The organism is Acidiplasma aeolicum (genome assembly GCF_001402945.1).
GTDB lineage: Archaea > Thermoplasmatota > Thermoplasmata > Thermoplasmatales > Thermoplasmataceae > Acidiplasma > Acidiplasma aeolicum.
This window is the reverse complement of record NZ_LKBG01000275.1, coordinates 1-22,959: the sequence shown is the minus strand read 5'-3', so window position 1 is coordinate 22,959 and position 22,959 is coordinate 1. Positions and strand designations below refer to the sequence as shown.

Below are 22,959 nucleotides of genomic sequence, written 5' to 3'. Positions count from 1 at the left end.
AAAAATAGTGGCTTTTAATAATCAATTCATGCATGTGTCACCCTTCGATAATTTTATGCATATCAGACCTGAGGGCCATTTTCTGGAGGCTGTTAAGAGCTTTAAAAATGCAGGTGGGGCATCATTTAACCTTGTAAATTTCCCTGAGGGTACGTATGGCAAAAATCATTATATTGATTTGTATGAAAAAACTTTAAGGGTTGGAAAAAGTATAAGGAATCTTGGTATTAATATTATAATAACACTTGGTCCATATCCCGCAGATTATCTCCATTTCCAGCAAAAAGAACTGAATCCAGTGGATGAAATGAAGAACGGTATTGATATTGCTGTTAAATTGATAAATGATGGTAAGGCAGATGCACTGGGTGAAATTGGGTACCCGCATTTTAACGTGGATAATTATATTTATGAGGATTCTGAAAAAATTCTGATATATGCCATGGAGAAATGCAGGGATTATGATATACCATTAATAATGCACACCGAGGATATGGATCAGAATAAATATAAAAAACTGGAAAATTTGGCCAGAAAATATTATAGAACAGACAGGGTGTTAAAGCACCATGCAAACCCCCAGGACCTCTCCATTGATAATAGCATTCTAAAATCCCTTGTTGCCTCAAGGCAGAATACAAGGGCTGGTGTTGAATCAAAAAAAGATTTCCTTTTAGAGTCGGATTATACAGATCAGATTGAAAAGCCAGATAAGGTTATACCTCCATACTCTGTGCCCAAAAGGGCAGAAATGATTAAAAATATTTATGATAATTATGAGGATATATTATTTAGAATTTTCAATGAAATACCATATAAATTCTATAAAAAAGATTTCTTTCTTGAATAATGCCATGAGAATTATATAAAATAAAAATCAGTAAATATTTTAATAGAATATAATTACACTAAGTGTTATGATTAATATAAGCAAATATGATAAAATACTTGAGGAATTAAAATCAAACCTCTTCTCTGAGAGAAAAATGAAAAAATTAAATAAAATCAATCCAAATTTTTATAAGGATATACATGAAATTCTTTTGGAGCTTGAGGATGAAAAAAACTCAGTTCTGGCGGATACAGACATTAAAAAATATATGGAGATAACGAAATTAATAGATGATTTAAAGAAAAATTTCAGGGCATTTTTCCAGGTTAGATTTGAGAAAATTGCAAGGTATTCCGTTTATGACATTACTGATGATATAACAGAAAACATGACACCGGAGGAAAAAAATATTATAAATGAAATATCATTAAAACTCAGAGATTATTATCGAGATTTTGCAGATGTAAAAAGGTTCAGGGAGTCAGAAACAGAGAAACCCGAGGAAGAAATTATTAATAAGGAGGAACCGGTACAAGGCATAAACAATATTGAAGAGGCCAAAAAAATTGAAAACCCGGTTGTTAATAAAAGCAATAAGGATGAATTGCTACTGGTTAGAATACTTGAAAATCTGCCCCCAATAGCCCAGCCTGATGGTGATTATTACCTGCATAAAAATGATATTTTATACCTGAACAAAACATTTGCGGAAATTCTGCATAAAAGGGGTGCGCTTTCATATATTAACATTGAAAAAAAGGAAACATTATAAATATTATTTAAATCATACCTTATGGAAAAAATATGTGATGTTGCTGGTTGTAATGAAAAGAGCTTTCAGACAGTTCCTGCAGACCTTGCCAGAAAGGTTTTTTCATTTAAGGAGGATAAAACAAAATACCATTTATGCAAGGCACATTATAAAGAATACAAGAAAAATACTAAGAAGGAAAGGGAAACACAGAGAATGGACTGGTAATTTATATCATGGACGGAATATCTATAGTAATTACAACCCTGAACGAGGAAAGAAACATAGGGGCCCTGCTGGACTCACTTATAATTCAGGAAAGACCCTATGAAATAATTGTTGTTGACTCCAATAGCATTGATTCCACAGCAGATATAATAAGAAGCTACGAAAAAAAAATTGAGAATATAAAATTAATAGAGGCCAGATCCTCCAGGGGCGGTGGAAGAAATATAGGTGTTGAATCTGCAAGGTATGATTACGTATCATTTATAGATGCCGATGCCACAGCTTCTCCCGACTGGATTAAAAATATTAGAAAGTATAAATATAAATACGATGTAATTGCAGGTACCATAATCACTTCCGGAAATAAATGGTACCGTACTGAAAGGTTAAAAATTTATCATAACGGTATAGAGGTTACACACCCATCAGCAAATTTAACCTATTCAAGGGATTTTTTTTTAAAGATGGGCGGTTTCGACCAGAGTTTTATTACTGCAGAGGATATTGACTTAAATATACGGGCGGTTGAATCGGGTGCAAGATGGGCATTCTGCAGGGAATGTATTGTTTATAATAAGGCCAGGGATACCCTTCTAGGATTTATAAATCAGGCGTACTGGAATGGTTATGGAAGGGCACAGCTTTCATTCAAACATAAAAATATAAGGGCGGAATATTTTAGTGAAATAAAAAATATTATTAACCCTATATATTTTTTAAGGAATCTGGCAGGTCTATCAGGTTATATTTATGGAAGGATAAAAATAAATGGAATTCAATACAGTGCCAGTGAATAATTAAGACTATTGTTTTTCAGCATCATCAACATCACGTGCAATTTCATCTATGTCCCTTCCACATATTTTTGATAGCTCATCATTAAGCATTTTTATTCTTTCGGCAGCTTCATAAAGTCCCTTTTCATGATAATTTTGAATTACCCTATCAAGGCTTATAATTCTGTCACTGGCAACAAGATTATCTGCCTGTGCCACAATCTTTTCTTCAATAGTTTCAGGAATGTAATCCTTTTCTGGAATTCCCAGATTTTTAGCCTCTGCTGCGGTAATCCCGGCACCTGTGTGGTGTTCAACAATGTTAATAATTCTATCATCTATATTCTTATCCCTTAAAATCTGTGCACCAATAACTGCATGGTCGATACCATTAGTTTTTGTTCTGCCTATGTCATGAAGTAATGATCCTGCTGCAACAAGGCGTCTGTCTGCATTTGTATACCCTGATATGGCCATGGCAAGTTCATAAACCTTCTTTACGTGCCTTATTATCCTATCACTGGCGTTATTATCATACAGGATCTGAAGAGCCTCCTTTTCATCTGGTATATATTTTACCATTTTACCATGTTCCATTGGTACAATATTAAGCTTTCCATTGAAATTCTTGTGCAGTTCCTTACCGTTAAAATACCTGTCAAGGAAGATGGCAAGGGCCGATACCTCGCTATGTGGCTGATTTGCTATGGCAATATTATAATCTGCAATTAAATATGCATCAATTGGTACTTTTTCTGCACCAACAAGAACTATCATATCCCTGTTTTTTGTTTTTTCCCTTATCTCCTCTATTTTGTCATCAACATTAATACCATACATTGATAGATTTAACCTAATCCCATTAAAATCTCTAAAATATTTTTTCCAGTTAACACCAGAATTTATTTTAAAATCCCCACCGAATCTTGAAACAACGTTGTTGATGTTTTCCTCAAGGAGTTCATCCTTTTCATCTATTACTATTCTATCTGCACCAAATGCCCTTGCAACCAGTGATACATGGGTTGTTATCCTTTTATCCCTGAATGGCCTGTGCCCTATCCTAAGTACTGTAATAGAACCGTGATGTTCTGATTCCATTTATATCACACTCTATAAATATCCAATATAATTTCCATATCTGAATTCACATAAAACAGGCATAAATTAAATTCATTTTTAAACATTATTTTCCATTTCTATTCTGTATCCCTTTAGATATAAAACACTGGATCTGTTTATTATTCCCTTTAATAGTGTTTGTGATATGTTAAGATTTTCAGAGGCTGTTCCGATAAAGACCCCTCCATCAACCATCATTGCCTTGATTTTATTTTCATAATCCTCAAGCTCTTTCTCGGTTAATGTTGTTGCATATATTATATCAGCCAGATCTGGCATGGAACCTATCAAATTTATCTGTATATTGGTATAATATGTATGATACGCTTTTTCTGGTCCCTTATCACCAGTTATCCATTGACTTTCCACCATTTTAATCTTATCAAGGTAAAGCAGTGCCTTTTTTCCCTCAACGCCATATTTTTCATCTATTTGAGGCATTGTAATCCATCCGGTGGATAAATCAAGTAAAAGTTTTCTCTTAACGTCGGTATCAGCTGCATGGAATATTGTTACCAGTTCCCCAACGTCATTCACAACCTTTATCCTATTTACCATTCTTTTGATATTACAGAAACAGATATAATAATTTCTAAAGTCACCAAATTTTATTAATATAAATTTGTCAATAAGTTAACTACAAAATATAATTAATTGAAATTAAAATTTTGTTTTATGGAATCTGGCATTATTACGGAACTATCTCCATCAGCGAAATTGATATATAAAATTCTTGAGGAAATTAAGGTTGCCAGATTGTGCCAGCTTATGGAACTAACAGGTCTTTCAAGAAGAACCATCCTTTATTCCGTCAAATCGCTTAATAAATATGGTCTGATAGATATCACAACATGCCTTTCCGACACAAGGCAGAGGTTTTACTGCCTTAGGATTAAATAAGGTGCAAAAAATGCACAAATAGCAACATTATTATCTTTTATTTAAATGCAGTAATGAGTTATTATGGATGCAAAACAAAAATTAAATGAGGTTAACAGAATAATGGCAGAGACCGGAAAGGATAATTCAAAATTCCAGAATGCCTTCTTTGGTTTTATGTCAGCAACAATGGATAACAGTGTACTGGATCAAAAAACAAAAGAATTTATTGCATTATCCCTCGGCATGGCAGCAAGATGTGAATGGTGCATATCTTATCATGTTAACAATGCAATTAAGGCCGGTGCAACCAGGAAGGAGCTAATGGAAGTGGGATATATAACAACCTTAATGTATGGTTCACAGGCGCTTATGGAAATGAACAGCCTTGTGGATGCCATTAATGCGTTCCTTCCAGAATAAATTTCACTTTATTATTTTGATTGACCTATTTTTTAACGCTCTAATATTCTGCAATCATTATAATTTTGTAGTGTACTGAAATGAATTCTTACATGTATCTATTTTTTCAACATTTAATTTTATTGCTTATGCATATTAATATTATAATATTCACAGCGGCATAATTTACCATTTTAATTATTTAAATATGATTCTCTTTTTTTCTCCTATGTAAAAAATTGTTAATTCCCTCTTTCGCTTCTTTCATTGTACTGTTATAAACTATTACATTTGTTGCAAAATCCAAGGCATTTTCTGCATTCATTTCTAGTTGTTTGTACAGTTCATTTTTTCCAAGTGCTATTACATTAAAATCAAACCTTGTTATTTCCTTTGCAAATTTTATTGTTTCCTTATATAAATCCTCATCTTTTGCAATTCTATTTACCAAACCATACATTAAAGCCTCTTCAGAACTTAAATAATTGGCGGTGAATAATAGCTCTGTGGCTTTTTTTAAAGGTATGTTTCTCGTTGTATAAACAGATGGGGTGCTGCAGAATAAACCCTCCTGTATACCTGGAGTTGCAAATTTTGCAGATTCAGAACATATTGCGAGATCACATGCCGCAACAAGCTGACATCCTGCAGCCGTTGCAATGCCCTGGACAGATGCAATAACTATTTGCGGTATTTTCCTTATTAACTTCATCATATTTCCACATACATTAAATAAATCCATAACTTCTCCCGTATCGGCAAGTATTTCATTTAAATCGTGTCCAGAACTGAAAACAGGACCATTTGATCTTATTATTATAACTTTTATATTTTTATTCTTTGAAACATTATTTAATTCATTGTAAAGCAAAATTAATACATTTTTTGATAAGGCATTCCTTTTTCCCTCATTTTCAATATTTATAATTTCTATATCATCTTCCATTTTAACCTCTATTTTTCCCTCTGTGGCTTCCATAATTATATAATATTAAATATTATATAAATTTTTTATAAAAATTATAATATCATCTTTTAGTATCTGCTGCTATTTAAAAATAATTTTACAAATTCTAAAAACAGGGAAAAACTTAGAAAATATATTCTAAAATAATCTTAGAACTTTATCATATCTGTTTATTACTAAATATTTTAATACTATAATATATTTTTTAATTATGGATAAATATTCCCGGCTGATTATTTCACTTCTACTTGCAGTTCTTATGGGGGCAGTTGATTCCACAATTGTACTGCTTGCACTTCCAACAATAACCGATAATTTAAAAACAGAGTTATCAGCCTCAATATGGATTATTTTAATTTATTTACTTGTAATTGCAGTTGGAACAACACAGCTTGGAAGGCTTGGGGACATTATTGCAAGAAAAAATATTTTTATTTTAGGAATTTCTATATTTACAATAGGTTCTGCACTATGCGGAGCATCAGCAAATATTGATGAACTAATATCCTTTAGGCTAATACAGGGAATTGGAACTGCCATGGTGCAGTCAAACAGTGGGGCAATTATAGCGGATAACTTTCAGCCGAATAAACGTGGCAGGGTTTATGGATATACATCAGTGGGATATAATGCAGGTGCAATGCTTGGAATTGTTCTTGGTGGAATAATCACAACTTTTATTGGTTGGAGATATATATTTTATATAAATGTCCCGATAGGAATATTTGCCATATATTATGGAATTAAATACATTAACAGGAGTGAACCTGTAAGTAATAAGCTCGATCTTCCTGGAATGGCATCCCTTGGTTCTGCCTTAATACTTATATCATATGCCGCAGTGGATATATCAACATATGGAATAAGAACATTTAATATGGTTTTAATCGGTATTGGCATAGTTATGGTAATGTTCATGATATATATAGAAACAAGGGTTAAAAAACCTTTATTGCCATTAAAGGTATTTAGAATTAAGATTTTGTCATATTCATTGTTTGCATCATTTTTCCAGAGTTTGGGATTTCTGGCTGTTGTTTTTATAATTATAATGTACCTGCAGGGGATACGCGGGTTAACACCGTTTGACAGCGCATTATTATTGCTCCCCGGATATTTAATAGGCAGCGTTTTGGGACCATATTTCGGAAAGCTTGCAGATCGGATAGGCTCAAGAATACCGGCAACTGTAGGACTTCTAATGATGGCTGTGTCCATTCTAATTTATACAACATTAACTGTAAATTCCTCACTTTATATGATACTAATTGCATCTGCAATTACAGGGACTGGTTCATCAATGTTTTATCCTGCAAATAACAGTGCAGTAATGGCAAATTCGCCTAAGGAGCTTTACGGCATGTCATCTGGATTTTTACGAACCTTAGCCAATATAGGTATGCTTGGCAGCTTTGTGATATCAATATCCATAGCAAGCTTAAGTGTACCCAGAAGTGTTGCGTTTGAGGTGTTTGCAGGGGTTGGCAAGCTTGTTGGTGGTGTATCATTATCCTTCATGGCAGGAATACATTATTCATTATACGTTTCAATGGTGATAACCTTGATCGGTGCAATTCTATCATTTTCCCGTGGAAGAGAGGAAAGAAAAGCAATTGAAACCATGGCTAAAACATAAATTTATTTATTGTTAAATATCAGAATTATTGTAATATTTTTTGCATGCAGGTATTATATATGGATGACCACGTATTTTGAATATAATTATAATAAACACATTTTGATTAGCCTAATAAAAATATTAAATTTTTGAATTTTCCAGAAGCTTGAAATATATCTTCACAATTTTCCATGCTTGGAATATACAGAAATTATAGAATATTATCAGCATTATTGTAATAATAATCATAATAGTTTGAAGGAATATTATAAATGGTTTTAAATAACATTAAGAATTGGTATAGCATAATAACGAATAATTATTATAAGAAATTTATAATAAATCTCTAGTTAAATGGAATTTTTTCATCAATCATACCCAATATGGGTCCAAATAATAAGAAAAATTAATGTATTATATATTAATAACATAATGTGAAAAATTACAGTGGGCATATAATTTTTGAGGAAGGTTTTCAATGGAAAGACCTTGAAAAATATTTTCCAGACATCTGGGATATAGTTGAAAGTGAATCTAAGGTCAATGCAGAGGAAAAGCAGTTCGATGATATTCTTCTGGAGCTTAACATGGAAGAGATCAGAAAAAATAAAAAGCCATTTGGTTACAGAAGGGAGAATTCAAAATTTAGGATGATTTTTCCGCAGAACAGAACCGAGCTAACAATTTACAGGAATACCCCCTCTGAAGAAATAGAGGAAATAACAGAAAAGGTTGCCCATGAAATTAGGAATAAGAAAATTAAATATACAATTAAATATGATCAGCTTATCTCAAGCAAATTAAAGTTAAAGCATTAGTTTTATCTTTAAAATTAAAAATATAAACAGCATGAAATACATTAAAAACCTGCCCATTTCTCCAAGGCTGCCTGCTATATCACCATTTATGCCATCATATAGATTTATTATCTGTCTTTTTAATAGATGCATAATTAAAAAAACTATAACAAAGGCCAAAATATAATAAACATCAAATATTGAAATTATTAAAACAGGTAATAAATTAATTATTATTATAATCTTATTATCAGAAATTATCGAGGTAAACGTTTTCCCGAGGCCGCTTCCAAAAGCTTTGGTTTTATAAAGAGAAAAAACCATTATAAATCTTGAGGATACCTCAGCGTAAATTATTGCAAGAAAACCATAGTAACCATGAAAATATGACAATAATGCCACGCTCATTAAATATATTACAAATACAAGTCCAAAACCTCCTGATCCTGTGTACCTGTCCTTTATTACCTGCTGCCGTTTTTCTGCGTTTCCACGTGCCATTAGTGAATCACCAAAATCTGCAAGTGCATCCAGGTGATTAAATCCATATATTAATAAAATAAATGAAATGGAAAATGCTGCAGCTATTAAACTGCTATAGTTGCTTATAAGATAAAAAATTATGCCCGCTATAGCTCCTGTTATAATTCCGACTGCACTTATAAATAATACTGTATAATAATTTATTTCGTAACTGCCCTTAAAGGGGATTACAGTAAAAAACGATATTGCAGAGATAAATCCATTTAAGATTTTATTCATTTCCGTTTCCTTTAATTCTCTCAAATGTTCCAGACCTGTACTGCTGATTCAGTTTTAAATATTCAAGAGAATTTTTGTATGCCATTTCACCATATTTTGGGTCTATTTTTTTAACACTTCCTGGAATTCCAGTTATCAGGGAATTCTCCTCGGATTCGAAATTTTCAAGGACAACTGTTCCTGCAGCCACCACCGAGCCTTTTTTAATATGTGCATTATTTAAAATTATGGCCCCCATGCCTATAATTACATTGTCATCAACAACAGCACCATGAACCACAGCATTGTGCCCCACGGAAACATTTTTACCAATTCTGACGCCGTATGTGTTATTCACATGAATTGTAGCGTTGTCCTGAACATTGGAATTATCACCTATAATTATTGAATTTTCATCGCCTCTAATAACCGCAGAATCCATAATGGTAACATTATCCCCAAGAGTGACATCACCAATAATTACTGCGGTATCCGCAATATAAAGATTTCTTCCCTTCTTAATCATAGAAAGTAATATAATGTTAATAAATAAGTTTTTATTTTAAATTTTATAGTAACTGATATAAAGAAAGATATTTAAATCTTTAATATATATTATATTGACATAAGATGGAAGCATATTCATTAAATGATTTAAAACCTCTTGCCAAGGAGGTAAGAAAGAAAATAATTGAAATGGTCTACACTGCCAAGAGTGGACATCCTGGAGGATCATTAAGCATTACAGATGTGCTTACAGTTTTATATTTTAAGGAGATGAACATAGACCCGAAAAACCCATCAGACCCAAACAGGGACATACTTGTAATGAGCAAGGGGCATGCATCTCCGGCGCTTTATGCCGTATTATCACTTCGTGGATACTTTTCTGAAGATCTTCTCTCTGGATTCAGAAATAAAAATTCAGATTTGGAGGGGCATGTCCATCGTGGCATACCCGGTGTGGAATCATCAACAGGCTCACTGGGTCAGGGGCTTGGTGTTGCAATTGGATTTGCACTGGCTGCAAAACTTGATCACAACCCAAAGAGGATCTATGCAATCCTTGGCGATGGCGAGATGGAGGAGGGAAATATATGGGAATCCATGCTCGCAGCATCCAAATACCATCTTGATAATCTAACTGCTATAGTTGATAGAAATATGATACAGCTGGATGGTTTCACTGAAAATATTATGCCGCTTGGTGATATATCTGAAAAGGCCAGGGCATTTGGATGGAATACAATCATAATTAACGGCCACGATTTCAATGAGATAATAAATGCCATAGAAACCGCAAAATCTGTAAAAAACAGGCCAACCATGATCGTGGCAAATACGGTTAAGGGAAAGGGCGTTAGCTATATGGAAAATAATCCTAAATACCATGGGGCACCACCCAAAAATGAAGAGGAATATATTAGGGCATTAAATGATATAGAGGCAATGTAATATGCAGAAAACAGAAATATTGGAAAGTTTAAGGGAAGCATACGGCGAGGAGCTCGCCGCACTGGGCGAGAAAAATCGTGATATAGTGGTTCTTGATGCAGACCTCTCAAGTTCAACAAAAACAGATATATTCGGAAAAAAATTTCCGGAAAGATTTTACAACATGGGCATAGCAGAACAGTCCATGGTAACAGCTGCTGCAGGTTTATCACTCGCGGGCAAAACAGTTTTTGCATCCACATTTGCTGTTTTTCTGAGCAATACCTATAATGTAATAAGGCAGTCTGTATGTTACAACGAGGTTCCTGTTAATTTTGTGGTCACACATGCCGGCATATCACTTGGTGAGGATGGCCCAACACACCAGATTCTTGAGGATGTTGGTATAATGTCAGGCCTTCCAAATATGAAGGTTATTGTCCCTGTTGATTCCATAGAAACCAGGAGGGTTATTGATTATCTTGCAGTCAAAAAGAAGAACCCCTATTATGTTAGATTAACAAGGGAAAAATTTCCAGTATTAAACGAAGAATCCTATGAATTCAAGGAGGGAAAATCAGTTACATTTAGGGATGGAAATGATATAACAATTATGGCCTATGGCATAATGGTATCATTTGCATTAAAGGCTGCCGAGGCTTTAAAATCAAAGAATATCGATGCCAGGGTTATAAATATGTCATCCATAAAACCAATAGACAGGGATGCAATAATTAAGGCGGCAAGGGATACAGGGAAAATAGTTACGGCGGAGGAGCACTCAATATATAACGGCCTTGGTTCAAGGGTCTCTGAAATTGTTTCAGAGGAATATCCGGTTCCGGTTAAAAGAATAGGCATGCCAGATATTTTTGGTAAGAGCGGAAAGGGTATGGAACTGTTTGATTACTTTCATATAGGAATAAGCGATATCGAAAAAATAACAGAAAATTTTTACAGGGAGGAATTTAAATGAAGATCTTTATAGATACTGCGGATATAAATGAGATTAGGGAGGCAAATGATTACGGTCTGATAGATGGTGTAACAACAAATCCCACACTGATATCAAAGGCCCAGAAGGATGGCAAAAAATTTATTGATATTGCATCTGAAATACTTAAAACAGTGAATGGACCTGTCAGCCTTGAGGTTGTTGGCACAAAATCTGAGGATATGGTTGAGCAGGCAGTTAAATTGCATAACCTCGGCTCCAATGCGGTCATAAAAATACCAATGACACTTGAGGGTTTAAAGGCAATGAAGATTCTCAGGCAAAAAAATATACCGGTAAATACAACCCTGATTTTTAATACAGTTCAGGCCCTTCTTGCAGCCAGGAACGGCGCAGCCTATGTCTCGCCATTTGTTGGGCGCCTTGATGATATTGCTGAGGACGGTATGTCAATTATAAACCAGATTAAAACAGTATTTTCCAATTATGGGTTTAAAACGGAAATTCTTGTTGCATCTGTTAGAAATCCAGTTCATGTACTCCGTGCAGCATTAATAGGCGCTGATGCAATAACAATACCGTTTGATGTAATTAAGAAACTGGCAATGCATCCAAAGACTGATGAGGGTCTATCCAGATTTCTTGATGACTGGAAGAAAGTAGCACCTGATGGGTCTCTACCGTTATAATCATTAATAAATTTTAATTTAATATTAAAGTTGCATTTTTATATTATAATTATCTGAAATGGTTTAGCAATAAAATAAATATATATCAAAGCACTTAAGGGAATTTAAGTGATTGCACGGATAATAAATGGTTTCTTGGTTACATATTTTCAAATATAGGCGCAGGCCTCACAATGCCGTTAATACCGCTTTTTATTGTTGTTTACCTGCACAGCAATGTGGTTTTTGTTGGGCTTGTGACATCAATATCATCCATGGCATCTGTACCGGCACTTATAATGTGGGGAGATCTGTCTGATAAATTTAAAAAAAGGAAAATTTTTATTTTAATTGGATTTTTTGGCTCATTCCTATCATTGTTAATTGTCTTTATGGTTAAAAGCATACCAGAATATGTTTTAATGCTTGTTATATTTCAGCTAATAGCAATGGCATCTGTGCCGGTTTCAACACTATTAATTCTGGAAAACTCAGAGAAATCATTGTGGTCAAAAATAATGGCAAGGTTTAACAGTTACAGCGCGGTGGGTACTGTAATAGGCCTTGGCATAGGCGTATTTGTATTATTTTATGATACAGGTTTTGGCACATCCATTATAAAGTATCTTTATGTTATTGCAGCCTTTGCATATCTAATTTCAGGTATTGTATCATTATTTTTCCTAAAGGAGGGAAAGACAAATTTAAAGAGGGAAAGGCTCTGGTATTTATATACTGTAAGGGTTATAGAAAGAATCAGATATTTTCCAACACATATACTGCACATACCTGAAAGGTCTGCTGGTTATAAGGTTCCAAGATTTTTGAAAAATTACCTAATAACCGCGCTTATTTTTATGATTGGTTTCCAGATGTTTTTTATACCCTACCCTGTATTCATGATCCGTGAATTCAATGCAACCAATGCAGATGTTTACATAATGTATCTCCTAAACAGCCTTATGTCAGCAAGCACATATATACCTGCAAGCAGGTATATTAATTATGTTGGATCAAATAAAATGCTTTCATATTCAGTATTAATACGTATTTTTATTTTTATTTTAATGGGAATTGTATCATTCTTTGTAATTAACAGTATATTATATCTGACTCTGTTTATTCTGGTTTATGGAATTATGGGTGGCATCTGGAGTTTTATTGGTTTAAGTGAGGTAACCAGTATATCAAACATGTCGGATCCGGTTATTCGTGGAAGGGTTATAGGCCTGTACAATTCATTTAATGGCATTGGACAGATTATCGGATCTGGAATTTCTGGCTTTATCGCATTTGATATAGGATATCCGGCGGATTTTTTCATTGCCGCCATCATTGTTACCTCAGGACTATTAATAATTAAAAAAACAAAACCCCCTGATACTGAAATAATATCAAGAAAGAAAACATTACAGGTTTAATTCTGTATTCTTTTTATAATTAAATGAAACAGATTTTTAAACCCATCGCGCCATGTTTTAAGCTTTGGCTTTGTTATTCTTTGGCCATATAATATTGGCACCTCTATTAATTTTCCATGCTTTAAAGCCTCAATTTTGATATCCTCTGAAAATGCCATGTAATCACTTAAATTATTCATTTTATTATAAAATGACTTATAAAATATCCACATGCCACTCTGTGAATCGTTTAAATGAAATTTGAAAAGAACAGCAAGGGTAAAGTTAAGTACCAAATTACCTATGAAATGCAGTGACGTATAGCTATGCTGCGTTCTAAGCGTCATCCTATCACAGGAAATAAAATTAACCTTATCCAGGATTAAAATGTCTATTAATGGCTTTATAATGTCTGTTGGATATGTATTATCACCGTCAAGGCATACTATAATATCACCCGAGGCCGCCTTAATGCCTGTTTTATATGCCCGCCCATAACCCTTTCTATGTTCCTCTATCACCCTCGCCCCTTTAGATGCAGCTATTTCCCTTGTTTTATCGGTTGAATTGGTATCCACAACTATTATTTCTATGCCATCAATACATTTCAGGCCATCAATAACATTGCCAATTGATTTTTCCTCGTTGATTGTGGGAATAACTGCAGATACCTTCATTAAATCTAAAGGTATTAGTATTATAATTATTTTTATGTATACATTATATTTATAAAAGTATCAATCAAATGGCTAAAGTTTTTTATTTAATAAATTTTTATATGTTTTCCACTCCTTCCTTACTATACCATCAATATCCATGTGATTTTCGATTGCGTTTTTTAGAAAATTTATGGTTCTTGGATCTGAAGGATATCCAGATCCAAAGTTACCGTATATTTTATGGAGTTTTTCTATTTCTGAGTCCCTAATAACCTTGGCTATTATGGAAGCACCTGATACAACAGGGTATATTGAATCCGCCTTATGCCTGCATGTAATATTTTTTCCGGTTCTTCTTTTAAGCTCATCTTCAAGCCTTATCTCATTTACATCGAAGGCATCAACATAAATATTCTCACATTTAACAGAGTCAATTAAATAAATGGCATATTTTAATTCAAGGATATTCAACTGATTTTTTTTAACGTAATTATCTATTTCATATGGCTGTATAATCACATAATTATTTTCCATATTTTTTAAATCTTTGAATAATTTATTTCTTTGAAATGGTGAAAGCTGTTTTGAATCCCTGACACCAAGACTTTTAATCGATTCATCAGAACATAAAATGGCCATAACCATTGGGCCTATAACAGGACCACGGCCTGCCTCGTCTATACCACAATCCATTTATTATAATGTCAACATGCCTAAAAAAATTATTTATAACCATTTATTATGGAATTGCATGGAAAAATTTGAATTTTTTTTGGATAATAATGTATTCATAACCAATAATTTTGACATTAATTCTTTGCATGACTTTGTTGAAATGGCCAATGAAAAGGATCTTGGGTTTAATTTAATGAGCCACAGCTTTCCATATCCTTATACAGAGGAGGATGCATTATTTTTTATAGACCAGGAAAGGGAAATGGGTGGTGAAATATTTTCGCTAGATCTTTATATATATTTTAATGGGAGGATAGCCGGTGTTATTGGCCTAAAGGATATTGATTATTTAAATAACAGGGCTCATATTGGGTATTGGATCGGCAAAAAATATAGAAACCGGGGAATTGCAACCTCCGCAGTCGGCCTTGTTTCAAATGTGGCCAAAACATATTTTGGCATGCACACCCTTTACACAAAAGTTTTGGTTAATAATATACCATCAATTAATGTTCTTCTTAAAAATCGCTTTGAAATTTCTGGAATTGAAAAGGATGCATTTTTCTTTAAAAACATCTATTATTCGGCATATATTTTTAATAAAATACTATATTGAAATATTTTAATAATTATTATTATATATTTGTTAATTTTAAAAATGTCTGACATGAAAACGTTTATTAACCATATAAATATAAGATTCACTATATGACAAAATATGTGTTGATCTCGGATAGTACACTTGCATATGAATACCGAAATTTCCCATTGTTAGATTTTTTGCCATGTGCACCCGGAAATAAAATACCGGGGAAAATTTACAGATTTTTAAAGGGTCCAGCACCAGAAGCGCTGCCCAATGGGGAGCTTAAATATGCCCCATATGCACTTAGAAAAATAGAGGCCGCCCTTCTAAGGGACAATCCAAGAAAGGACGTAGCAGTGGCCCATGAGGATTACCTTGCCAATTTTATTACCGATGATACGGAAATAATAGGAATTACAACAATGGATCCTCTTGGAATAGGTCCAACAACAATGTCATACACAGCTCTGTTTGGTGGCGGGCTGGATTCATGGGTAAGGAGGGAATGGGACGCCCTTCTTGAAAAGGTAAATAAGGTCAGACAGGGGAAGAAGGCAAAGCTTGTTGTTGGCGGTCCCGGTGTCTGGGAATTCACAATATTAAGGGATGAGATAGAAAAATACCATTTTGACTACATAGTTCAGGGAGAAATGGATGATACCGTATCAGAGCTTTTCAGACAGATATCCGAGGGCAATATAGATAAAAAAATGTTCTTCCAGGGCTATATGACCTATGATGATAAATTCAGAAAGGTTCTAAAGAATGATGACCTCTTTATAGCACGTGGCTTTGCGGAAAGGGCATATCCATCACTTGAGGACATACCTGATATAGTCAGGCCTTCAATGAAGGGAATGGTAGAAATAATGAGGGGTTGTGGTGTTGGTTGCGATTTCTGTGAGGTTACATTAAGGCCATTAAGGTATTATCCACTGGATAAAATAAAAAGAGAGATTGAGGTTAACGTTAAGGGTGGATTTACCAATGCCTGGCTTCATACAGATGAGATATTCGAATACAAGCATGAGAAAATGTTCACACCAAATGAGGATGCACTTCTTGATATGTTTAAAATGATAATGAATATAAAGGGCATTGAAACAACAAACCCAACGCATGGAAGAATATCGATACCTGCAGCATACCCTGATTTAATAAGAAAAATAAGCGAGGTTATAAGGGCAGGCCCTGACAACTGGATAGGCATACAGACCGGTGTTGAAACAGGCAGTGATGCACTTGCATTAAAGCATATGCCCAATAAGACCATGCCATTAAGGATTGGTCCAGATGGATCCTTCTCAGAAATAGTTTGGGAGGGTGTTTACAACGAAACAAAGTATTACTGGAGGTCTGCATTCACAATACAGGTTGGGCAGGAGCAGGAAACCGATGAGGATAACTGGGATTCAATAGCAATGATTAACAGGCTAAGCAATTCATATGTCGATGGCAGGCCATTTGAGTTTACAGTTACACCGCTGGTTAATGTACCCCTGGGAAGGATTAAATCCAGAGACTTAAGCACAATGTTGAACCCTGTACAGCTTGGTGTATACTACGCATCATACAGGCATCTTGCAAAAATGGCAATAAGGGATGGATTCAGAAACACGCATGGGAACCCAATAGCCAGGGTTGGAACAGGCACAATAATTTCAGCCGGTGGGGAACTGATGCTAAAGGTTGTTGAAAAGATTGCCAGAAAGAATGGCGTGGACATTGAAAAGGTAAAAAGGTACGGAATTGAAAACATCTCAGAGATCACGTCATTAAGCAATATGAGCAGGGCATAATAAATTTTTTATAAAATATATATAATACTTTTTAATTAATTTGTCATGGTTAATTATAATTTTTTAAAAAGACTTCTTGTTGTTGGAGAAAAAAGCCTTCTTTCAAGGTTATCAAGGTTCCCTGAAATAGGTATTGAAAGTACACAGAATTTAATTTTAATGCTGAAAAATGCACCAGTTGATATTGATAAGTACAATAATTTTATAAGGGACAAGGAAAAGGAGGGGGATGAAATGAATATTAACTTCAGGCATGAGGTTACAAGCGGGGCAATAAGCTCAAGCCTGATGGATAACATGCTTGCCTTAATAGAAAAATGTGATGACATCCTTGATAAGATGTACTACTCAAGCAGGGAAATAAACAGATTCAACAAAAACTATGAACTTAACAAGGATGAAAGAAATATTGTGGATTTTTCATATAACAAATTCATATCAATATTAAACAATAATGAGGAGGCACTGGGGTATGTCAAAAACATATTAAATGAGACGGACCTATCAAGGATGCGTGAGGATAGGAAAAACATTGAAAAGATAGAGGAGAATGTGGACGAAATAAAGGATTCAATAATCGATTACATATATAAAAATTCAAATAAAATTTCATATCTGGTCTTTGAACATTTAAATACCCTTGCACACAAACTGGATGATCTTTTGGATGACTGTGAGGATATATCAGATCTTGTATTTACCATAATGTTATCGGTGACATCTTGATTTTTTTAATAATTTCATTAATACTCACATTTTTGCTAACCCTTCTTGTTTCAGGTAATAATCTCTCAGCGGCTGTTGGCACATTAATAGGGTCAAGAATCGTCTCAAGGTTTTATGGAACACTGATTGGTTCTTTGGGATTTTTTGCTGGTCTGGCGCTTGAGGGCAGATTTCTTAAAGGTGCGGCAATTTCATTGATTCCGCATTCATACTTTTATATTTCATATGCATTTCTGGTATCGTTCATAATATTTTTCCTTGCAACCATCGGTAGGGCACCGTTATCATTGACAATGGCACTTGCAGGAACAGCAATAGGCATAGATCTAAGAATTGATTACTCAGTAAATTACAATTTTGTAATTTTAATGATTATGTTCTGGATACTTGCACCGGTATTATCAATAATAGTTTCATATATTACCGAGAAATCTATTTTTGACAGGGATTATAAGAATGTTTGGCGGGTGGCGGCCACACTCAAGATTTTAATAATAATCTCCTCATTTTTAACAGCATTTACACTTGGTGCAAATACATTAGGCTTCATAGCAAACGTTGAGGGTTTCAATCTTATTACAGTAATTATAATGGCGGTGGCCATATTTTTGGGCAGCTTTTTTTTAAGCCGTGGTGTTATAAAAAGGGTTGGTGAGGAAATGTATCTTATGCGATATTCAAATGCCCTTGTTTCCCTTGTTGTATCCTCTGCACTGGTTGAAATAGCAACCATTTTTTCAATTCCATTATCAAACACACAGACGCTGACATCAAGCGTTTTTGGGGTTGGAATCTCATACAAATTTAAGGGTATTTACATGAAGTCATTCTTCATAATTATAATCACGTGGATTGTTTCACCGCTTCTTGGTCTCCTTCTTGGATATCTGGTATGATCCATCTAATTTTTAGTCCCCTCATGCCAGGGTAATAAGCATTCAGGATTATTGACAATGCTTATAATTGCACACAGGTTTATTTTATATTCAGCCACAGAAATTTTCATGGGCATAAATTCCATAAAACGTGCACAGGCACATTTATAAAAAATCATATGCTTAATATTAAGCGATTTATTTATTTGACCTCCTGTTGTTGTCCCGATCTATAACCTTTATTTTCTTTTCTCATTGATAATATTAAGAATAAAATCGCAAATAAACTCGAAATTAATACAAAATAGAATGACTTATCGCGGTATAATATAAAGATTGCAGCAAATAATGTACTGCCAATAAAACCTGAAATTGCCTTACCTGTATAAAAAACCCCGTTATTGGCCGTTGAAAATCTTGATCCAAATATATCGCCAACAAGTGAAAAATACATTGATATCATTGAGCCTCCGAAGAAACCAATGAGTATTATTGATATTGCATATATTTTTAAAATCAAAAATATAGATCCGGCGGTTAAAAATATATCTATAATAAAAACCGACTTAATTCTGCCGATATAATCTGAAATATAACCAAGTATGGGCCTGCTTATGCCACTTAGCAGTGGAAATAGGGAAACCAGAAGTGTAAACTCATATAAAGGAAGATTTTTTCCAATATACCCAAAGGATGCGGATATTACTAAAAGGGGTACACCACCAAGTATAAATGATACATACAAAATCCAGAATTTTTTATTCCTCAAATTTTTGGATGTTTTCTCACCGCTTAATTCTTTAGATTCCGGATACTTTGCAATTGACATTAACAATGGAAGTATTACAATCTCAGCAATTCCTATAATTAGCATTGGGGTTCTGAAGGTTACTGCCTTTGCTATAAATATATTTGCTACTGCTGCTCCCATGCCAAAACCAAGAGAAACAAATCCCACAGCAAAACCGCGCTTCCCCTTAAACCATTTAACTGCAAGGTTTGTTGAGATGCCATATAAAATACCCTCACCTATACTTCCAAGAGACCATAATAAATAAAATAAAAAGATATTATTTATAAGTGAGGTTCCAATAAATCCCACTGCAGAAAGTATTGCAGATATTATTCCAATATTTCTGGGGCCATTTTTATCGGCAAAGTATCCGCCAATGCCCTGAAACCCGGTGGAGAATATGGCAAAGAGTGTAAACGCCACCTGAATATAAACAATACTGACATTAAATCCAGTTTTAAGAAGTGGCTCAAAAACATTCCATGAATACTGGTATAATGAGTTAAACGACATGACTATAATTCCAATCGCTAAAAATCCCCTTCTCACTGTAATGTTATTTTATTATAAAATAAAAGTTTTTTTAAATTATCAAATTTAAAAAATAATAATATTAAAAATGAGAACATTCTCATTTTTTGAAAACCAACCATTAGATATTATACAATAAAAACAGAGCATATTTAATTATACATAGAATAGTCATAATCATGCAGAGGACGTGCATACAGTAAAATACTCAATGCACATGCAAATCATTATATTGATCCGATGCATTTTATCATATATGGATTATACATTTTACCTTCAAAGAGAGATCAAGAAAATTGATAGCATAAAAATAAACAAAGAATCAAAGGAGAAAATAAAGGAATTCATAGATGACTTAACATTTTCAGGAATATCTGACGGCAGGAAATATGCCTATATAATAAGGTTAAGGAAAATAGCCTTAATGCTTAATGACAGGTTTTTAAACCCTGATAAAAAGGATATTAAAATGGTAATATCGAATATAATGAATTCCAGGGTTAAATGGGGTGGATCTGATGAGCATAGGCCATCAGATAATTCAATAGAATCATACTATGTAACATTAAAAAAGTTCTATAAATGGCTTCTTGGAAATAATAAAATATATCCAGAATGCGTTGAATGGATTAAATTTAATTCCCATCCATCACATGAAATAAAGCCCGAATCATTAATTACCAAAGATGAGGAAATAAAATTAATAAATGGTTGCAGGAATTCAAGGGACAGGGCGTTAATATCATTGTTGTATGATTCTGGATGCAGGATCTCTGAATTGCTTACAATGAGGATAAAGGATTTAAGATTCGATGATTATGGTGCAATTATATCTGTTACAGGAAAAACAGGATTTAGGGAGGTCAGGATTATAGGCAATTCAATATATTATCTAAAAGAGTACCTGAATGACCATCCATTAAAGGATCCTGATTCATGGCTTTTCATAATGAAAAACAATGAGAGGATGGGCTATGATGAGGTCAGGTCCATGATATTGAAGGCAAAGAGAAGGTCTGGAATAAAAAGAAGGATATATCCGCATCTATTCAGGCATACCAGGGCAACAATTCTGGCATCAAAGGTTGCAGAGGCACCATTGGAATCACAGATGGGATGGGTTCACGGGTCAAGGCAGACCAGGACATATATACATTTATCAATGAGGGACCAGGACAATGCAATTTTAAAGGCCTATGGCATTAAAATAGATGAGAATAAAATAATAGAGCCAATGCCGAAGAAATGCCCGAGGTGCAATGCATTGAATCCAGAGGATGCCAAATACTGCCATAACTGCTGGCTTCCATTAGATGAGAAACTGGCCTTAGAATATGAGAGCAAGGAAAAAGAAATAGAGGATAAAATAGAGAAATCTAATATAATACCAGGAATGGCAAAGAAGATGATAGAGAATGCACCCGAATCATTTAAGTCTAAATTAATTGAGAATGTCTTGGAGGAAATATTAAAGGATCCAGAATTGTTAAACAAATTCAGGAATGAAATGAATAAGAGTTGATATCAATTCCTATCCTTACTTGGATTCTTTTCAATTTCCTTTCGCTTTGACTCAGGTATTTTTTTGTAAAATTCATTAAGTTTTTTAGGCCATGTAATAAGGTCTTCGACAATCATATTGAAGATATTGAATAAATACAGCACATCATCCTTATTTTCTAAAATTTTAATTTCACCAGTATGCATTATATCGTTGCCATTTACTCTAAGTATTGAAAGTGCCTTTGTAAGTTGTTCAGGAATGCCTGATTCTACTAATTTCTTGATATTGTCATCTAACGGTAAGTTATTGTTCTTAATATTCCGAAGTAATAATTCAAGGGCTAACCTCATTAACGCCCCAGATGCTCTTGGTGAATCGTTAAGAACCTTCCCTGCTTCTATATAGATATTTTTTACTTCTAATGGTGTGCCCTCAGGTGGCGGGGGGACTGGCAAATTTCTTGGCAATAAGATGTTTTCATTAAGCCAAATAACTTCCTTATGGCAATGTGAGCATACAGACACACTCATTCCAGCAAGTTCCCCCTTGATACCTACAACGTCAACAATATCACCCATATATTGACGGGCAAGATTTCCATAGCCGACACCAGAAAACCATTCCTGATGGGCATAAACTCCACAATGTGGGCAATTGAAAGCATTTTCGTTAAACTTTGGAGGAATGTAATCTACCATGTTTATTATATTATGTATTTGCTAATAAGGTTAACTGCAACTTCATGTAACCTAAAATTGAAGAAATTGGCCTATGCTCTATTTCAGATGGTTTATAACCAATAAAGCATATTTTAAGTACCAGCCCACATGAAATGACGCCTAGAAACGATCTGAATATATGGCATTATTTGTGAAATTTAGATAGGTTATAAGGGGGTTTTAAACATTGAAATATGTTACAGGTATGATTTCTGTTACCCATGTTAACAACTGCCCTTGTAAGTTATCGTCCTAGCGTTCATCTCATTAAGTATAGAAAGTAACTTCCCGCTTAAGAGTTAAAAAAAATTCCATGATAGGTAAGAGGGATTACCTCCCCATCCCCATCTTTGGATGGCCTTACAGCCAATTATCTCACAATAAAAGTCTGACATATTTTTATATTAATATTATGTTGGTTATGAATAGTTTAAACTTAAACACATCTAAAGAGATATATAACGAATGATTTATATAAATATACAAAGGTGGGTAATGTAAAATGCCTGGAAGAATATGGGC

General features: G+C 34.0%; 26 protein-coding genes. 17 read left to right on the top strand and 9 right to left on the bottom strand.

The window, feature by feature from the left end:
• The first annotated feature begins 28 nt into the window (after window positions 1-28).
• The 4 genes from AOG54_RS08640 to AOG54_RS08625 all read left to right on the top strand — a co-directional run bounded on the left by AOG54_RS08640 (window position 29) and on the right by AOG54_RS08625 (window position 2,608).
• The gene (locus AOG54_RS08640; RefSeq protein WP_048100810.1) at window positions 29-850 is read left to right on the top strand and encodes a TatD family hydrolase; all 822 of its coding nucleotides are present in this window, start codon (window positions 29-31) and stop codon (window positions 848-850) included.
• A gap of 67 nt (window positions 851-917) precedes the next feature.
• On the top strand, window positions 918-1,604 hold the full coding sequence (locus tag AOG54_RS08635; RefSeq protein WP_048100811.1) for a hypothetical protein: 687 nt from the start codon (window positions 918-920) through the stop codon (window positions 1,602-1,604).
• 21 nt (window positions 1,605-1,625) lie between these two features.
• Window positions 1,626-1,811, top strand: a complete 186-nt coding sequence (locus AOG54_RS08630; RefSeq protein ID WP_048100812.1) for a hypothetical protein — start codon at window positions 1,626-1,628, stop codon at window positions 1,809-1,811.
• Window positions 1,812-1,819: 8 nt separating this feature from the next.
• Complete coding sequence (locus AOG54_RS08625; protein ID WP_048100813.1) at window positions 1,820-2,608, top strand: glycosyltransferase; 789 nt, start codon at window positions 1,820-1,822, stop codon at window positions 2,606-2,608.
• 6 nt (window positions 2,609-2,614) lie between these two features.
• Here AOG54_RS08625 and AOG54_RS08620 read toward each other — a convergent pair whose 3' ends face one another.
• Both AOG54_RS08620 and AOG54_RS08615 read right to left on the bottom strand, forming a co-directional pair.
• Complete coding sequence (locus AOG54_RS08620; RefSeq protein ID WP_048100814.1) at window positions 2,615-3,688, bottom strand: tRNA (cytidine(56)-2'-O)-methyltransferase; 1,074 nt, start codon at window positions 3,686-3,688, stop codon at window positions 2,615-2,617.
• A 78-nt stretch (window positions 3,689-3,766) separates the two neighbouring features.
• Complete coding sequence (locus AOG54_RS08615) at window positions 3,767-4,267, bottom strand: ArsR family transcriptional regulator (RefSeq protein WP_048100815.1); 501 nt, start codon at window positions 4,265-4,267, stop codon at window positions 3,767-3,769.
• Window positions 4,268-4,384: 117 nt separating this feature from the next.
• On the opposite strand from AOG54_RS08615, the gene AOG54_RS08610 reads away from it, so the two are divergent.
• Window positions 4,385-4,609 (top strand): hypothetical protein, encoded by a 225-nt coding sequence (locus AOG54_RS08610; protein ID WP_048100816.1) that lies wholly within the window; start codon window positions 4,385-4,387, stop codon window positions 4,607-4,609.
• Between the two features lie 63 nt (window positions 4,610-4,672).
• A complete protein-coding gene (locus AOG54_RS08605; protein WP_048100817.1) occupies window positions 4,673-5,011 on the top strand; it encodes a carboxymuconolactone decarboxylase family protein in 339 nt (112 codons plus the stop codon).
• Between the two features lie 181 nt (window positions 5,012-5,192).
• Here the strand turns inward: AOG54_RS08605 and AOG54_RS08600 are convergent, their stop codons facing one another.
• Window positions 5,193-5,969 (bottom strand): enoyl-CoA hydratase-related protein, encoded by a 777-nt coding sequence (locus AOG54_RS08600; RefSeq protein ID WP_054964356.1) that lies wholly within the window; start codon window positions 5,967-5,969, stop codon window positions 5,193-5,195.
• A 199-nt stretch (window positions 5,970-6,168) separates the two neighbouring features.
• Here AOG54_RS08600 and AOG54_RS08595 point away from each other — a divergent pair, with 199 nt between their 5' ends.
• Window positions 6,169-7,593 (top strand): MFS transporter, encoded by a 1,425-nt coding sequence (locus tag AOG54_RS08595; RefSeq protein WP_054964124.1) that lies wholly within the window; start codon window positions 6,169-6,171, stop codon window positions 7,591-7,593.
• 416 nt (window positions 7,594-8,009) lie between these two features.
• Window positions 8,010-8,393, top strand: a complete 384-nt coding sequence (locus AOG54_RS08590; RefSeq protein WP_048100820.1) for a hypothetical protein — start codon at window positions 8,010-8,012, stop codon at window positions 8,391-8,393.
• On the opposite strand, the gene cobS is transcribed toward AOG54_RS08590, so the two are convergent.
• Window positions 8,382-9,134 (bottom strand): adenosylcobinamide-GDP ribazoletransferase, encoded by a 753-nt coding sequence (gene cobS, locus AOG54_RS08585; RefSeq protein ID WP_054964123.1) that lies wholly within the window; start codon window positions 9,132-9,134, stop codon window positions 8,382-8,384. The two genes, AOG54_RS08590 and cobS, sit on opposite strands and share 12 nt — an antisense overlap.
• Window positions 9,127-9,639 (bottom strand): gamma carbonic anhydrase family protein, encoded by a 513-nt coding sequence (locus AOG54_RS08580; RefSeq protein ID WP_048100822.1) that lies wholly within the window; start codon window positions 9,637-9,639, stop codon window positions 9,127-9,129. The genes cobS and AOG54_RS08580 overlap by 8 nt, the downstream gene beginning before the upstream one ends.
• Before the next feature lie 104 nt (window positions 9,640-9,743).
• On the opposite strand from AOG54_RS08580, the gene AOG54_RS08575 reads away from it, so the two are divergent.
• The 4 genes from AOG54_RS08575 (at window position 9,744) to AOG54_RS08560 (ending at window position 13,591) form a co-directional block, all read left to right on the top strand.
• Window positions 9,744-10,568, top strand: a complete 825-nt coding sequence (locus AOG54_RS08575; RefSeq protein ID WP_048100823.1) for a transketolase — start codon at window positions 9,744-9,746, stop codon at window positions 10,566-10,568.
• 1 nt (window position 10,569) lies between these two features.
• The gene (locus tag AOG54_RS08570) at window positions 10,570-11,523 is read left to right on the top strand and encodes a transketolase family protein (RefSeq protein WP_054963954.1); all 954 of its coding nucleotides are present in this window, start codon (window positions 10,570-10,572) and stop codon (window positions 11,521-11,523) included.
• Window positions 11,520-12,191, top strand: coding sequence for a fructose-6-phosphate aldolase (gene fsa / locus AOG54_RS08565; RefSeq protein ID WP_048100825.1), 672 nt, complete (start codon window positions 11,520-11,522; stop codon window positions 12,189-12,191). Before AOG54_RS08570 ends, fsa begins: the two co-directional genes overlap by 4 nt.
• Window positions 12,192-12,334: 143 nt before the next feature.
• On the top strand, window positions 12,335-13,591 hold the full coding sequence (locus tag AOG54_RS08560; RefSeq protein ID WP_269082267.1) for an MFS transporter: 1,257 nt from the start codon (window positions 12,335-12,337) through the stop codon (window positions 13,589-13,591).
• Here the strand turns inward: AOG54_RS08560 and AOG54_RS08555 are convergent.
• The gene (locus AOG54_RS08555) at window positions 13,588-14,247 is read right to left on the bottom strand and encodes a glycosyltransferase family 2 protein (protein WP_054963797.1); all 660 of its coding nucleotides are present in this window, start codon (window positions 14,245-14,247) and stop codon (window positions 13,588-13,590) included. The genes AOG54_RS08560 and AOG54_RS08555 overlap by 4 nt on opposite strands.
• A 72-nt stretch (window positions 14,248-14,319) precedes the next feature.
• Window positions 14,320-14,922: a ribonuclease HII gene (gene rnhB / locus AOG54_RS08550; RefSeq protein ID WP_054963796.1), complete on the bottom strand. Its 603-nt coding sequence runs from the start codon at window positions 14,920-14,922 to the stop codon at window positions 14,320-14,322.
• Window positions 14,923-14,980: 58 nt separating this feature from the next.
• Between rnhB and AOG54_RS08545 the strand changes: the two genes are divergently transcribed.
• From AOG54_RS08545 to AOG54_RS08530, 4 genes are all read left to right on the top strand, one after another.
• On the top strand, window positions 14,981-15,520 hold the full coding sequence (locus AOG54_RS08545) for a GNAT family N-acetyltransferase (protein WP_055032617.1): 540 nt from the start codon (window positions 14,981-14,983) through the stop codon (window positions 15,518-15,520).
• 104 nt (window positions 15,521-15,624) lie between these two features.
• On the top strand, window positions 15,625-17,289 hold the full coding sequence (locus AOG54_RS08540) for a B12-binding domain-containing radical SAM protein (RefSeq protein WP_231563383.1): 1,665 nt from the start codon (window positions 15,625-15,627) through the stop codon (window positions 17,287-17,289).
• A gap of 45 nt (window positions 17,290-17,334) precedes the next feature.
• Window positions 17,335-18,015, top strand: coding sequence for a DUF47 family protein (locus AOG54_RS08535; protein WP_048100830.1), 681 nt, complete (start codon window positions 17,335-17,337; stop codon window positions 18,013-18,015).
• Window positions 18,012-18,911, top strand: coding sequence for an inorganic phosphate transporter (locus AOG54_RS08530; protein ID WP_048100831.1), 900 nt, complete (start codon window positions 18,012-18,014; stop codon window positions 18,909-18,911). Before AOG54_RS08535 ends, AOG54_RS08530 begins: the two co-directional genes overlap by 4 nt.
• A 181-nt stretch (window positions 18,912-19,092) precedes the next feature.
• On the opposite strand, the gene AOG54_RS08525 is transcribed toward AOG54_RS08530, so the two are convergent.
• On the bottom strand, window positions 19,093-20,196 hold the full coding sequence (locus AOG54_RS08525) for an OFA family MFS transporter (RefSeq protein WP_048100832.1): 1,104 nt from the start codon (window positions 20,194-20,196) through the stop codon (window positions 19,093-19,095).
• A gap of 274 nt (window positions 20,197-20,470) precedes the next feature.
• Here AOG54_RS08525 and AOG54_RS08520 point away from each other — a divergent pair, with 274 nt between their 5' ends.
• A complete protein-coding gene (locus AOG54_RS08520; RefSeq protein ID WP_054963760.1) occupies window positions 20,471-21,736 on the top strand; it encodes a site-specific integrase in 1,266 nt (421 codons plus the stop codon).
• A gap of 2 nt (window positions 21,737-21,738) precedes the next feature.
• Here the strand turns inward: AOG54_RS08520 and AOG54_RS08515 are convergent, their stop codons facing one another.
• On the bottom strand, window positions 21,739-22,416 hold the full coding sequence (locus AOG54_RS08515) for a DUF4145 domain-containing protein (RefSeq protein ID WP_048100834.1): 678 nt from the start codon (window positions 22,414-22,416) through the stop codon (window positions 21,739-21,741).
• Window positions 22,417-22,959: the final 543 nt, after the last annotated feature.